This is a genomic window from Nonomuraea indica (assembly GCF_002850745.1).
Lineage (GTDB): Bacteria > Actinomycetota > Actinomycetes > Streptosporangiales > Streptosporangiaceae > Nonomuraea > Nonomuraea indica.
In genome coordinates, this window is sequence record NZ_KZ559487.1 from 65092 (window position 1) to 78235 (window position 13144).

Below are 13144 nucleotides of genomic sequence, written 5' to 3' on the forward strand. Positions count from 1 at the left end.
CGGCGGCGGACGCGGGGAGGCATCGCCGTCAGCACAGCGGCTGCGCCGAGCGGAACAGGTCCTCCGGGTCGTAGGCGGCCTTCACCTCGCGCAGCCGCGGCAGGCTGTCCCCGTGATAGGCCCGCCCCCAGTCCGGCAGGTCGGCGTCGGGGTAGTTGGGGTAGACCGCGCCGGATGCCCACGGCGCCAGCCGCGCCCACGACCGGCACAGCCACGCGTGCGCGTCCCGCCGGCGGCTGTCGGTGGCGCGGAACCCCACCTGGACGGACTGCTTGAGCAGGAAGCGCGGCGCTCGGTGGGCGAAGGCGGTCACGCCGGGGGCGACCCGGGCGATCGCGCCTCCCCAGGGCACGAACTCCAGATCCCGGATCTCGCCGCGCACCCGGTCGGCCGCCAGCCGTCCCAGCAGGTCCTCGACGGCCGTCCGGGGCAGGCGCCCGTCGAAGAAGCCGGACTTGTTCAGGCGGAGCCCCGGCCGCTCGCCGTACGGCAGCTCCGTGACGGCACCGTCTCCGCCGTCCGCGTAGGCGTGGTGGCAGGCGGCCGCGGCGCCCTCCAGCCGGGTGAGCCGCAGCCGATCCGGCGGCGCCAGCTCGCCGGCCAGTTTCCCGGCCTGCTCCACCGGCCCCGCGACGACGCCGAAGAGCACGGCGTACGGCGGTTCGCCGGGCTCGTCTCCGGCGACGACGGCGATCTCCAGGTTCGCCTCGTCCGGCGCTTCGGGCGCCCAGAGCTGCCAGGCGTCGATCAGATCGACGGCATCGGCGAAGTCGCAGACCGCCTGGACGGCGGTGACCGGCACGATGGGCCGGGTGCGCAACGTCACCCGCGTGACCACGCCGAAGTTACCGGCGCCGGCCCCGCGCAGCGCCCACAGCAGGTCATCGCCCGCCTCGACGCTCCGCCCGTCGGCCAGGACCACCCGCGCCGCCAGCAGATGGTCGGCGCCGAGCCCGTACATGCGGCTGAGGACGCCGTAACCGCCGCCGAGCACGGCTCCGACCACGCCGACCGTCGGGCACCAGCCGCACGGCACCATGCGCCCGTGCTCGGCCAGGCGGCGGGCCAGCTCGCCGATCCGCACGCCGGGGCCCACCCGCACGCTGCCCGCGCCGACCTCGATCTCCTTCATCCCGCCCAGGTCGACGAGCAGCCCCGTCGTGGAGGAGTGCTCGGCGAAGCTGTGGCCGCCGCCGCGCAGCGCGAACGGCAGGCCGCGCGCGCGGACCAGCTCCAGGACGCCCGCCACGTCCCCCTCCGAAGCGCAGCAGGCCACGGCGGCGGGCAGCGCCTCGGTGAGCGTGCCGAGGAAGGCCTTGCGCCTGGCCTGGTAACCCGGCTCGCCGGGGTGGATCATGCGCGTCATCGCCTGGCCGCCTTCCCGGTCTGCAACGCGTACAGCTCGGCGTAGCGTCCGCCCAGCGCCAGCAGCTCCTCGTGCGTGCCCTGCTCGGCGACGCGCCCCCGGTGCAGCAGGTAGATGCGGTCGGCGTGCCGGACGCTCGTCAGCCGGTGCGTGATGAGCAGGACGGTCCGCTCTCCGGCGATCTTGCGGAGCGTCTCGTAGACCGCGTACTCCGCCTTGGCGTCCAGCGGCGCGGTCGGCTCGTCCCAGATCAGCAGGGGGCCGTCGCGGAACAGCCCGCGCGCGACAGCCAGACGCTGCCACTGGCCCGCCGACAGCTCGTGACCGCCCCTGAACTGCCTGGACAGCAGCGTCTCCCATCCGGACGGCAGCCCGGCCACGACGTCGTCGGCCGCGGCGAGCGACGCGGCCTCGCGCAGGGCGCGGTCTCCCGGGTCGGCGCGGTCGTGGCGGCCCATGCGGACGTTGGTCCTGGCGTCGTGCGGCCAGCGGACCGGGTGCTGCGGCACCAGGACCACCCGGTCGGCCAGGGTGCCCGGGTCCAGGCCTGCGCTGTCGAGCCCGTCCCAGCGCAGGGTGCCGCTGGTGGGCCGGTAGAGCCCGGCCAGCAGCCTCGCCAGCGTGGTCTTGCCCGAACCGTTCTCGCCGACCAGCGCGACCGTCTGGCCCGCGTGGATGGCCAGGTCGATCTCCCGCAGCGCCGGGCTCGAACTGCCCGGATAGGTGAAGCCGACGCCGTGCAGGGTGATGCGCTCGGGGGAGCGCGGCGCCGCCGTACCGCCCGCCGGTCGCCTCCTGGCCTCGGCGTCGGCGAGGAAGTCGTGGTAGTCGGCCACGTACAGCGACTGCTCGAACAACTGGTCGCCGGCCTGGGTGAGCTGCCGCAGCGCCGCGGCCGCCACCCTGACGGCGATCACCGCGGTGCCCGCCGCGGCCGGCGCGATCCAGCCGGCGTGCAGCATCAGCCCGAGCACGACCAGCACCCCCGCCGTGGCCAGGCCGCTCGCCGCGCGGCCCGCCGTCCTGGCCCGCGCCATGGACAGCGCGACCCGCGTCTCCTCCGCCATCAGGACGTCCGCCGCCCGGCGGTATTCGGCCAGCACGTACGGCTCAGCCTGGCAGGCCCGCAACTCGCCCGCCGGTTCGCGCTCGGTGGCCAGCTCGGCCAGCATGTCCACCCGGCGGTTCAGCGTCACCATGGCCCTCATCCCCGCGTACCCGCGCCGGGCGGCCTTCAGCACCGCCCACGCCTCCGGGATCACGCCGGCCACCAGCAGCGGCACCAGCAGCGGGTGCAGGACGGCCAGCCCCGCGGCCGCCGCCGTGACCCCGCAGGCCGCGCCGATCAGCTCGACGATGTTGCCCGCCGCGCGGTCGAGGTGGAACAGCCCCCGGTCGCGGGCCCGGTGCAGGCCGTCGTAGAACTCGACGTCGTCGAAGTCGGCCAGCTGCACGGCCAGGGCGGCGGCGAACAGCCGCTCCTGCGCCGCCCGCCGCAGCGCGGGCTCCAGCCGCGCCCGGGCCAGCTCCACTGCCGCCTCGGCCGCGCCGCGCAGGGCCACGACCGCGGCGACCAGGGCCAGGCCCGGCACCGCCGCCAGCAGCCGGTCGGGCGCCGCCCCGCCGGCCAGCAGCTCGTCCAGCACCGTCGTGGTCGCCAGCAGCCCACCGGCCGTCGCGGCGCCGGAGGCGAGCTGCAGGACGAGGATGGTCAGCGCGGGCCCGCGCCCGGACTGCCAGATGAGCCGCAGCACCGGGACGGTGAGCGCCGGCAGCCGTCGCAGCCCGCGCCGGGGCGCGTCCGTCCGGTCCAGGTGCCAGTACGGGGAGACCAGCTCCTCCTCCACCGGGCTCACTCCAGGTCCGGCAGCAGGACGGACGGCAGGGCGCTGTCCGGGTGCATGCGCAGCAGCTGGTAGGCCACCCCGCCCAGACCGGGCAGCAGGCCGGGGGCGAAGGCGTCCCTGGCCAGACCGCTGACCGGGCCGTTGGCCTCCAGGCTGCCCAGGATGTGGGCGTCCAGCCGCGCCCGCTCCACCGGCGCGACCCCGGCCGCCCGCGCGTGCTCGATCACCTCCCAGGCCCCGAGGTCGCCGTGGCAGAGCGTGTGGTTCCAGCCGGTGCCGTCGGCCCAGCAGGAGGCGGCGGCGCGCGCCAGCCTGTCGCGCCACAGGGTGCCGCCCTCGCGGGCCAGCAGGTCGGCGGCGACGATCCCGACCCCGCCCGCGCCGTGGCACCACGCGGCGGCGGTGAAGCCGTCCCCGCGCAGGTCCACCCAGCCCCGCTGGGCGGGGTCGTACAGGGTGTCCTCGTAGGCGAACGCCGCCTCGGCGAGCTCCTCCAGGCCGCCGGGCGCCCCGGGGGAGTCCGCCAGCCGCGACAGGGCCCAGCCGATACCGGTGGCGCCGTGCGCCAGCCCGCCGAGCCCCTGGGGGAAGCGGGGGCTGGGCCAGCAGGCGCCGCCCGGCCGGTGTTCCGCCAGGCCCGCCAGGCGGGTGCCGATCGACCGGGCCAGCTCGGCGTACCGTGCGTCGCCGGCCTGCTCGGCGAGCCGCAGCAGCGGGACGATCGCCCCCGCCATCCCGGAGAGCAGGTCATAGCAGTCGTCGGCCTCGATCGACTCCGGGAGCAGCCCGGCCAGCGCCCGGGCGCGGAGCAGCGCCTCCTCCCCGGCCGCGCCGAGGGCGCGCAGCAGCAGCCAGCCCCACACCTGGGAGGTGATCCCGAGGTAGGCGCCGGGCGGCTCCGGCCGCATCCGCATGTCCTCCCTCCGCTTGGCGGCGTCGCGGTCCTCGGCGAGGCGCATCGTGCGCAGCACCGCCTCCAGGAGGCCGGGCAGCTCCTCGATCGGCTCGGCCCTGCCGCTGCCCGCCTCCCGGATGTAGGCGGCCAGCAGGACCGCCACGCCGTGTGCTCCGCCGTACAGGTCGGCGGACAGCGGTTGCACGGCCCAGCCGGTGGGGTTGAGCACGGGCGTGATCCAGGTGACCGTCCCGTCCGCGCCGCGGACGGCGCTGTCCAGCACTCCGCGCATGATCCCGGCCGCCGCCGCGCGCCGCCGGGGCTCCAGGCGGTCGGTGCGGACCAGGCCGGGCGAGAGCCGCTTGTCCTCCGGCATCCAGCCCTCGTTGAGGTAGGCGCTGACCAGGGCCGCCTGCGCCACCCGGCGGTCCAGGCCGTGGTCGCGCGCCCGCCAGCGGGCCACGGCTTCGGCGATCAGATCGCGTTCCGGGCCGCACCGGGTGCCCGCGGGGCCGTGCAGCACGCCGACGCGCGGCGTGGTGTCGAACATCGGGATGTCACCGTGGCACAGCTCGTCCACCTCGGCGGCGATGATGGCGGGGTCGCCGGGGGCGCCCGGCACGTTCTCCGACATCTTGGCCAGCAGCGCGGCGGCCTTCGCGCGGGCGGGCGCCTCATCGTGCAGCGCGGCGGGATGCCAGAGCATGCGGCCCAGCTCGGCGTACGACTCGGTGGAGCGCAGCACCGCGCGGACCGGGCAGTCGGCGAAGCCCGCCAGCAGCGGCTCCAGCTTGCCCGACCGGTCCAGGGCGGCGAGGCGGCCGTCGAGTTCGTCGAACCCGGTGATGATCTCGTCCCAGTAGTGGCCGAGCACCGGCTCCGGGCTGGGATGGTTGGCCGCCGGAGGCAGCCGCACCCGCTCGGTGCCCATGCGGGGGCTGTCGGTGCCCGCGCCGAGCACCACCGGCAGCTCGACCTCCGGTTGCTGGCCGGGCAGCGCGCCCGCCGCCGACATGTCCACGCCCCGCCAGCCCAGGGCCACGCCGCGTCCCGGCAGCAGCCCGGTGCGCATCACCGAGGTGTCCACCAGCTGCACCGCCAGGTCGACCGCCTGGCCGTACCCCGAGGGGCGGGCCTTGGCGTGCGGGGTGAACAGGCTCTCGCAGTCGACGACGACGGGGTGCGGTCCGGCGGCGATGAGGTTCTCGGCGTGCAGGTCGCTGCCGCCGAGCAGGCGCATGAGCGCCAGCCAGTGGCCCATGCCGCGGTAGAAGGCGCGCAGCTCTCCGGGGCCGGCGCAGTGGCGGTGCTCGATGTGCTCGGCCCAGCCGTACCCCTGGCGGGTCACGACCGCGGGCACGCGCATGGTGGAGACGCCGAGATGGGGGAGCAGCTCGGCGAGCGCCGCGTCCACCGCGAGCGAGCGTGGCTTGTAGACCGCCCGGCCGTCCGCGCCGTGTAGCACGACGACGGTCTGCCCGCCCCGGTGGCTGTCCCCGGCGCCGAACTCGACCCGTCGGAGCTCGCCCGACGGCGCCCCCGGAAGCGCCGCCAGGGCGGCGCGGTCCTCGGCGAAGCGCGCGGCGAAGCGGTGGGCGGCCGCGCACCGGTGGCGGATAGCCGTCGTCAGCCTGGCCGTCATCCCCGGGTACGGCACCGCCAGCTCGCGCCAGAACGCCGGTTCGGCGACGCGTCGCCGCCATTCCTCCCACCGGGCGGCGGGGTCGGCGGCGGTCAGGCGTCCCGACAGCCGGGCGGCGTTCAGCTCCAGCACCAGCACCCTGGTGATCTTGCGGCGGACGTCCTCCTCGACGGACCGCGCGGAGCCGGCCAGGACGGCGGCGCGCTCGGCGGGGGCGAGGCCGGTGAGGGACCCCAACCGGGCCTCCAGGTCGGCCAGAGCCGGTCCGATCAGCGGGTCCAGCGGAGGGTCGAACTCACCGGCCATGTGCTCCCGTCCCCGCTCAGCAGCAGTAACGGGTGTAGGAGCCCGAGCAGGCGGTCCCGCACTTGCCGGAGTAACCCGGCCCGGTCATGGTGATCTCGGACTCGGCGTACATGCCGGGCAGCATCGGGCCGACCGGGCTGTCCGGCTCGTCTCCCGTCCTCCAGGCGGCGATGATCTCCTCGGCCCTTTCGAGCGTGACGGTCATGCTTGCTCCCTTCTCGGACTTGGCGCCATGATCCAGCGCCGGGTCTCCGACCGGTAGCCGCCATAACTGCGCACTTGACACCTCATTCCCGATATGAAAAAGACAGGCGTGATCACCCTTTCGGTAGTCGACGATGACCGGATGCTCATCGAAGGGCTGGCCGCCTGGCTCGCCGGGGTGCCCGACGTACGCCTGGTCGGCTGCGCCGCGACCGTCGCCGAACTCCTCGGTACGGAGCCGTCACCGGCCGACGTGGTGCTGCTCGACCTGCTGCTGGCCGACCGGTCCGACCCCGTGGCCAACGTCCGCAGGCTGGTGCGGCTGCGGCGGCGGGTCCTCGTGGTCAGCGTGGTGACCTCGGGCGACATGGCCCGGCAGATGATCGCCGCGGGGGCGGGCGGCTACCTCACCAAGGACCACGACCTGGCGGCCCTGGTGGCGAAGGTCAGGGAGGTGGCCAAGGAGGAGGTGGCCATCTCGCCCGAGCTGGCGCTGGGCTGGCTGGCGGACCGGGACCACGACCGGCCCGTCCTGTCACCGCAGGAGCGCGCGGTGCTGCTCGCCTACGCCTCCGGCATGACGCTCATCGCGGCGGCCCGCAGCGCCGGGGTGCAGCCGGGGACCGCCAAGAACTACCTGGAACGCGTCAAGGACAAGTACCGGAAGGCGGGCCGCCCCGCCTACACCAAACTGGACCTCGCCGCCCGCGTCAGGGAGGACGGCCTGGCGACCTGAGCTCCACGCGCGTCCGGCTCACGCACGTCCGCCCGGGCTCCGGGCGGGGTCAGGCCACCTGAGCTCGACGCACACCCCTTCACCGGGAGCCGTGATGATCTCCGCTCTTCCGCCGATCTCCCGCATGCGTCCGACGACCGAGGAACGCAGCCCGTAACCGTGCTCCACCCCGCCGGGAGCGAAGCCCCTGCCCCGGTCCACCACGCGGACGGTGACCACGCCGTCCACGGCCACCGCGGTGAGCCAGGCCTCCCGTTCCCCGGAATGCCGGGCCACGTTGTTGAGCGCCTCCGTCGCGGCCTCCGCCATGGCCACCGCCACGTCGGCGGGCAGATCCTCGGGCAGCGCACCGGCCGCGTAGCGCACGCACAACCCCAGCCCCGCCGCCCCGGCCACGGCCCGGGCCAGGCCGTTGCTCAGCCCGTTGGCGGGGCCCGCGGCATCCTGACTGATCAGTGCCCGCACGTAGGCCGCGTCGGCCGCGCAGCGCCGCCGCACCTCCTCCGTGTGGTGATCCAGCCCGCCTCGGGCGATCGCGGTCAGCGTGGCGAGGACCGTGTCGTGCAACTGCCGGTAGTGCGCCAGCCGAGCCCGTTCGGCGACCCGCTCCGCCTCGGCCGCCAGCCGCTGCTCGGCCAGCCCGTCCAGCCGCGTGGCCTGGGCCGCCAGGTAGCGGCGGATGAAGAAGACGATGACCGCGAACCAGACGTAGCCGTTGACCCGCACCGCCAGCTCCAGCGCGGGCGGGACGAGCCCGCCGAGATCGCCGGCGTGCGCGACCGCGTAGACGACGATCGGCGGGAGCAGCGCGGCGAAGTGGACCAGACGCTCGCTGACCGCGCCGATCAGCGCCCCCGTCGCCAGAAGCGCGTGAGAGGACCAGTTGCGCACGCACGTGCCCGACTCGGGCAGGCAGACGCCGGTCACCCCGACCATGAAGACGCACGTGGCGAGCACGTCGATGACCACCGCCCGGGGTGTGAACCAGCCGCGCCGCGCCACCCAGCGGAACAGCGTCACGTTCCAGACCAGGGCCAGCGCCAGCAGGACCGCGTTGCGGCCGCCGTCGGCGAAGAGCGTCTCGTCCGCGAACAGGCTCGCGACCGCGGGCAGCAGGTAGCTGAGGCGCTGCAGCATCAGCAGCATCGCGACGAACCGGCGCACCCGCTCGCCACTGGGCCTGGCCGCCAGGAACAGCGGATCCCGCCAGCCGAGCGACCCCCGCCCGCCCGCCGCGGCCCGTTCGGCGGTGTCACGCGCGGGGGGTGGCTGCATGTGGAGTGACGCCCTTCTGCCGAATCGGCTTCAAAGATCCATCGCCCCCGACGCGATCACAAGCACGGGCCGTAAACGGACGCCCGAGTCACCGGAATAGCGCCCGGCCCGTCGGCCGCCCAAGAAGGGTCCAAAGACGCCCGAAGGTGTGACCTCGGTCTCCAGACCGCGGCCGGCCCGGCCGTCACGCTGGTGCCGAAGAGAAGGGAGGCCTCGGATGCGCCGGAACGAGCCGTCGCCGCTCAGGTCCGCGACCTCGCCGTGGAAGCTGCTGGACCGTCTCCAGACGCTCCTCGTCAACCCGTTCGTCGCCTGGTTGCTCCGGTCGCCGCTGCACGACCTGCTGTCGGGGCGGGTCATGCTGCTCACCGTCACCGGCCGCAGGAGCGGAGCCGCCATCCGGCTTCCCGTGCTGTACGAGCGGCACGGGGACACCCTCACGGTGATCAGCAGGCCGTCGCGGCTGTGGTGGCGCAACCTCGAGGACGGCGCCCCCGTACAGGTCGTCCTCGGAGACGTGACGATGAACGGTCACGCGACGGTCAGCCGCGAACCGGCGCGCACGGAGGCGGCCGAACGGCAGGGTCACGCCGTCGAGCCGGGCCCCGCGGCCGGCGGCTCCGTCGTCGTCGCCATCCGCCTCCTGACGCGGGAGCCGGCCCCGGTCCCGAACGGCGGGGGTCTGTGGTGGCGCTGGACGCGGGCGGTCACGCTGGGGGAGCTGGCCGGGTTCACCGTGCCGGCGGTGGTTGGGGTTCTGGTGGCCGGACCCGAATGGGGGATGCTGGGCATCGGGCCGCTCCTGCAGGGAACGGCGATCGTCATGGCCGGGGCCGTGGAGGGCACGGTCCTCGGCCTGGCGCAGGCGTACGCGTTGAGAGCCGCGCTGCCCGGGATCGCCACCCGTGACTGGGTACGGGCGACGGCAGCGGGAGCCGTCCTCGCGTGGGTCGTCGGCTCCCTACCGGTCGTCCTCGGCGACCGCCTGCTGCGGTGGCCGCCCGCGGTGCTCGCCCTGCTCGGGCTGACCCTGCTGGTCGCGATGGGGCTGCTGCAATGGCGGGTGCTGCGCCGGCACGCGCGCCGGGCCTTCTGGTGGGTGATCACCACCGCGGGCTCCTGGCTCGTCGCGCTGGGGGCGTTCGCCCTGGTGACCACGCCGCTGTGGCACGAGGGACAACCTGGCTGGTGGAGCGTCCTCGTCGGCCTGCTCGGCGGCGCGGTCATGGCGGTCACGGTGGCGGCACTCACCGGGGCAGCGCTGGTGCGCCTGCTCCGGTCCTAGATGGCTGATGTTCTTTTGCGGGATGGCGGCGGGTAGTGGTGGATCTCCGCGTGGTGACCCGTCGAACCAGCGAACTTCGCGTCACAGGTGAGCAGCGGCATTCCCAGCAGTTCGGCGAGCGCCACGTACATCCCGTCGTAGGCCGTGAGGCTGTGGCGCAGCTCCAGCACCCGCGGCTGCAACGGCAGCATCGGATGCCGCGTGATCGGGAGTTCCGCGTACCGCTCCAGCATGAGGCGGCCCCGCTCGGCGGAGATGCGTACCTCGGGCTTGCTGGTGATCACATGCCCGCGCACCACCGACGCGATCTCAACGTCGATCAGTGCTGGGGCGTGAAGAGTGCGGGCCAGCCGCTGACGGAGAAGATCGTCGCCTTCCACGTTCGCCAGCAGGCGGAACACGATAGAGGCGTCAACGACCAGGCTCACCGGCGTCCCTCGCGCATGGTCTCGCCCACGAAGTCGGGGTCGTATGGCACCGGCTCGTCGGCGGCGATCTTGGCCATCACTTCGTCGGTCGTGGGCTGCGCGGCCTCTTCGTTCAGGAGGTCACGGAGGTAGGCCGCCAGAGACTTACCGGCGCGCTCCGCACGCGCCTTGAGCGTCCGTTCGGTGGACTCCGGAACGTCCCTGATCTGTATGATCGCCATACCCCCACGTTAGCATGCAGGCTGCATGCGCGCAGGGTGGAACGCCGCCAACGCCCTGGGCCTGACCTGGGCCTGACCTGGGCCGGGCGGCGGCTGCAAAGCTGGGCGCGGTGCCTGCTCGACTGACGTGACGCCGGACCTCCGTGCCTTGGGGCGCTTCAGCTCCGGAGGTGCCTGACCCGGACGATGCCGGGGACGGTGCGGGCGAGCAGGCCCGCGACGTGGTCGGCGTTGTGGTCGGCCGGGTGGTCGGCCGCGTGGCCGCCCGCGTGGTTGGCGGGATGGTCCGCCGGCTCGTGGCGTGGGCCGGTCAGCTCGGCGACGCCGTCGTGCACGGCGACGTCCCAGCTCGGGCCGGAGGGATACTGCTCGATCAGCGCGGCGACGACCGCCTGGCGCAGGTCCTCGTCGGAGCGGGCCAGCATCGCCATCAGGTCGCGGCGGCTGAGCATGCCCACCACGGCGTCGCCGTCCACGACGGGCAGGCTCTTGACCCGGCTGCCCACCATGAGATCGATGGCCGTGGTGACGTCGGTGGTCGCGGTGACGGTGACGACGTCGCCTGTCATGACCTCCAGGACGCGACGCGGCGGCGGCTCGTCCGGGGGGCCGGCGGGCGTCATGGTGGCGCGGGGGTCGGGCCCGAACTCGCCGCGCAGCAGGTCCAGTTCGCTGACCACACCGACGAGGCCGCCCCCGTCGTCGACGACGGGGGCGGCGGTGATGCCGTGACCGTACAGGACCCGGATGGCCTGCCGCACCGGGTCGGTCCGGTGCACGGTGATGGCCGGGCTGCTCATGACCTCACGGACGAGCATGGCTACCTGGCGTCCCACGTGCTGTCGTCCTGCCTCCAGGTCAGCTTGTCGACGACGTCGACCACGCCGTTGACCCGGGCGCTCATGCGGGCGGCGATGCCGGTCTCGGTGCGGCGGTCCATCCAGCCGGACAGCGTCACGACGCCCTGGCGCACCTCCACCTGAACGCCGTCGGTGTCCACCCACAGGGAACGGTCGAGGATGTCGTCGCGGATCTCGGCGGCGATCTCCTCGTCGCCCCGCAGGAACAGTTTGACGAGGTCGCGGCGGCTGACGACGCCCTGCAGGCGGTCGTTGTGGTCGACGACGGCGAGGCGCTTGACGCCGTGGGCCTCCATGAGACGGGCGGCCGAGACCGCCGACGCCTCGGGGGTGACGGTGACGGCGGGGCTGGTCATCAGCTCGCCGGCGGTGTCGCCGCCGGCCTTCTGCCGGCCCTTGGGGTGGCGCAGCCGGGCGCGCAGCGGCGGGCGGTAGCCCTCGCGGTAGAACTGCTCGCGGAACTCCTCCTTGCGCAGCAGGTCGGCCTCGGAGACCATGCCGATCACGTGCCGGTCGTCGTCGACGACGGGGACGGCGCTGATGCCGCCCTCGATGAGCGCCTGGGCGATGTCCTTGAAGGGGGTGGTGGCGGTGACGGAGACGACCTTGCTGGTCATCACGTCCGCGACGGTCATGCGCATGGTGGTCGGCTCTTTCTCGCGTCTGTGGGCGTTGGTGCCTTCATCACACCTCGTGAGAGAGAGCTGGGTTAGGGAAGGAAGTCCCGAGCCCGGCAGTCGTTGGTCAGCCGGCGGCCCGGGACGCTCATGCGCGGCCGTGCCCTGACGGCTCAGCGGAACCGGTCGGTCGCGGCGACGACCTGCCCGGCCATCTCGGGCCCGCCGTGCCCTTCGCCGACGACGACGAGCTCGCTGCCGGGCCAGTTCCTGTGCAGCTCCCAGGCGGTGCCCAGGGGCCCGCTCACGTCGAACCTGCCGTGGACCAGCACCCCGGGGACGCCCTCCAGGAGGCGGGCCCGCTCCACCAGGTCGCCTTCGTCCGGCAGGAAGCAACCGTTGGCCCAGTAGTGCGTCACCAGCCGCGCGAACGTCATGCGGAAGGCGGGATCGTCGAACAGCGGGCTCGGCCGATGCCTGGGGTCGAGGCTCACGTGCGCGTCCTCCCACGCGCACCAGGCACGGGCGGCCTCCTCACACGTCCGCGGATCGGCCAGGAGCCTGGCGTAGGCGGCTGCCAGGTTCCCGTCACGGTCCTGCGCGGGCACGGCGTCGCGGAAGCGCTCCCACTCCTGCGGGAAGATCCGTCCGACGTCACGGGTGATCCACTCGATCTCCTTGCGGCGCCCCGCGGTGACCGAGTACAGGATCAGCTCGCTCACCCGCCGCCGGTGTCGTTGCGCGTAGGCCAGGCTCAGGGCCGAACCCCACGATGCCCCGAGCAGCTGCCACCGCTCGATGCGCAGGTGCTCGCGCAGGAGCTCCATGTCGGCGATGAGGTGCGGGGTGGTGTTGGCCGACAGGTCGCTCTCCGGCAATCCGGCGTCCGGCGTGCTGCGACCGCACCCTCGCTGGTGGAACACGACGATCCGGTACGCCTCGGGGTCGTGGTGGCGCCGCCAGTTCGCCGAGCCCGCGGCCCCGGGCCCGCCGTGCACGACCACGGCCGGCTTGCCCGCCGGGTTACCGCTGACCTCCCAGTAGACCTGGTGGCCGTCGCCCACGTTGAGCATGCCCTGATCGTGTGGCTCGATGGGGGAGTACATGGACGCCAAGGTAACGCCCCGGCCGCGGAAGTCGGCCGCGGAAGTTGACGGGGCCGTCCCGGCCGTGGCATGCTGAAGGCGGCAGCGAGGTTGACACTGATAGTAAGTGTAGACACTCGTTTGTTTTTTGCGTTATGCTGCTCCCTCGCGCTGCCGTGTGACGCCCCGGAGTTCGCCGGGGCGTTTGGCGTGCGCGCACTCCGATTCCATCCGTGCCTCCGGAAGGACATCTGTTGGCAGCCTCGCGCAACGCCTCCGCCGTACCCGCCGGTCCCCGTCGCGTCTCGTTCGCCCGCGTCCAGGAGCCCCTCGAAGTTCCTGACCTTCTCGCCCTGCAGACCGAGTCCTTCGACTGG

At 74.0% G+C, this 13144-nt stretch carries 12 protein-coding genes; 2 read left to right on the forward strand and 10 right to left on the reverse strand.

Annotation, left to right across the window (positions count from 1 at the left end; translation table 11 throughout):
- Positions 1-28: 28 nt before the first annotated feature.
- The 4 genes from CXR44_RS34440 to CXR44_RS34455 are packed head-to-tail and all read right to left on the reverse strand — an operon-like array spanning position 29 to position 6261.
- The gene (locus CXR44_RS34440; RefSeq protein WP_101790339.1) at positions 29-1366 is read right to left on the reverse strand and encodes an FAD-binding oxidoreductase; all 1338 of its coding nucleotides are present in this window, start codon (positions 1364-1366) and stop codon (positions 29-31) included.
- Positions 1363-3213 carry an ABC transporter ATP-binding protein gene (locus CXR44_RS34445; protein WP_180903844.1) on the reverse strand — a complete coding sequence of 617 codons (1851 nt, stop codon included), beginning with the start codon at positions 3211-3213 and terminating at the stop codon, positions 1363-1365. The genes CXR44_RS34440 and CXR44_RS34445 overlap by 4 nt, the downstream gene beginning before the upstream one ends.
- A 5-nt stretch (positions 3214-3218) precedes the next feature.
- The gene (locus tag CXR44_RS34450; protein ID WP_101790341.1) at positions 3219-6056 is read right to left on the reverse strand and encodes a type 2 lanthipeptide synthetase LanM family protein; all 2838 of its coding nucleotides are present in this window, start codon (positions 6054-6056) and stop codon (positions 3219-3221) included.
- A gap of 16 nt (positions 6057-6072) precedes the next feature.
- On the reverse strand, positions 6073-6261 hold the full coding sequence (locus CXR44_RS34455) for a DUF6229 family protein (protein ID WP_101790342.1): 189 nt from the start codon (positions 6259-6261) through the stop codon (positions 6073-6075).
- Positions 6262-6354: 93 nt separating this feature from the next.
- Between CXR44_RS34455 and CXR44_RS34460 the strand changes: the two genes are divergently transcribed.
- Entirely contained in the window at positions 6355-6996 is a 642-nt protein-coding gene (locus CXR44_RS34460; protein ID WP_281260314.1) for a response regulator, read from the forward strand.
- Between the two features lie 18 nt (positions 6997-7014).
- Here the strand turns inward: CXR44_RS34460 and CXR44_RS34465 are convergent, their stop codons facing one another.
- Positions 7015-8271, reverse strand: coding sequence for a sensor histidine kinase (locus tag CXR44_RS34465; protein WP_101790344.1), 1257 nt, complete (start codon positions 8269-8271; stop codon positions 7015-7017).
- A 217-nt stretch (positions 8272-8488) separates the two neighbouring features.
- On the opposite strand from CXR44_RS34465, the gene CXR44_RS39150 reads away from it, so the two are divergent.
- A complete protein-coding gene (locus tag CXR44_RS39150) occupies positions 8489-9556 on the forward strand; it encodes a nitroreductase/quinone reductase family protein (RefSeq protein ID WP_144070192.1) in 1068 nt (355 codons plus the stop codon).
- On the opposite strand, the gene CXR44_RS34475 is transcribed toward CXR44_RS39150, so the two are convergent.
- From CXR44_RS34475 to pip, 5 genes are all read right to left on the reverse strand, one after another.
- A complete protein-coding gene (locus tag CXR44_RS34475) occupies positions 9553-9984 on the reverse strand; it encodes a type II toxin-antitoxin system VapC family toxin (RefSeq protein WP_101790345.1) in 432 nt (143 codons plus the stop codon). The genes CXR44_RS39150 and CXR44_RS34475 overlap by 4 nt on opposite strands.
- Positions 9981-10205: a FitA-like ribbon-helix-helix domain-containing protein gene (locus tag CXR44_RS34480; protein WP_101790346.1), complete on the reverse strand. Its 225-nt coding sequence runs from the start codon at positions 10203-10205 to the stop codon at positions 9981-9983. The genes CXR44_RS34475 and CXR44_RS34480 overlap by 4 nt, the downstream gene beginning before the upstream one ends.
- A gap of 158 nt (positions 10206-10363) precedes the next feature.
- A complete protein-coding gene (locus tag CXR44_RS34485) occupies positions 10364-11041 on the reverse strand; it encodes a CBS domain-containing protein (protein WP_144070193.1) in 678 nt (225 codons plus the stop codon).
- Positions 11026-11706 (reverse strand): CBS domain-containing protein, encoded by a 681-nt coding sequence (locus CXR44_RS34490; protein WP_245899773.1) that lies wholly within the window; start codon positions 11704-11706, stop codon positions 11026-11028. Before CXR44_RS34490 ends, CXR44_RS34485 begins: the two co-directional genes overlap by 16 nt.
- Positions 11707-11855: 149 nt before the next feature.
- Positions 11856-12788: a prolyl aminopeptidase gene (pip, locus tag CXR44_RS34495; protein WP_101790348.1), complete on the reverse strand. Its 933-nt coding sequence runs from the start codon at positions 12786-12788 to the stop codon at positions 11856-11858.
- Between the last annotated feature and the right edge of the window lie 356 nt (positions 12789-13144).

Coding starts and splice junctions, on each gene's coding strand:
- CXR44_RS34480 (WP_101790346.1), bottom strand. CDS start 10,205: ATGGCGATCATACAGATCAGGGACGTTCCGGAGTCCACCGAACGGACG.
- pip (WP_101790348.1), bottom strand. CDS start 12,788: ATGTACTCCCCCATCGAGCCACACGATCAGGGCATGCTCAACGTGGGC.
- CXR44_RS34460 (WP_281260314.1), top strand. CDS start 6,355: ATGAAAAAGACAGGCGTGATCACCCTTTCGGTAGTCGACGATGACCGG.
- CXR44_RS34450 (WP_101790341.1), bottom strand. CDS start 6,056: ATGGCCGGTGAGTTCGACCCTCCGCTGGACCCGCTGATCGGACCGGCT.
- CXR44_RS34465 (WP_101790344.1), bottom strand. CDS start 8,271: ATGCAGCCACCCCCCGCGCGTGACACCGCCGAACGGGCCGCGGCGGGC.
- CXR44_RS34455 (WP_101790342.1), bottom strand. CDS start 6,261: ATGACCGTCACGCTCGAAAGGGCCGAGGAGATCATCGCCGCCTGGAGG.
- CXR44_RS39150 (WP_144070192.1), top strand. CDS start 8,489: ATGCGCCGGAACGAGCCGTCGCCGCTCAGGTCCGCGACCTCGCCGTGG.
- CXR44_RS34490 (WP_245899773.1), bottom strand. CDS start 11,706: ATGCGCATGACCGTCGCGGACGTGATGACCAGCAAGGTCGTCTCCGTC.
- CXR44_RS34440 (WP_101790339.1), bottom strand. CDS start 1,366: ATGACGCGCATGATCCACCCCGGCGAGCCGGGTTACCAGGCCAGGCGC.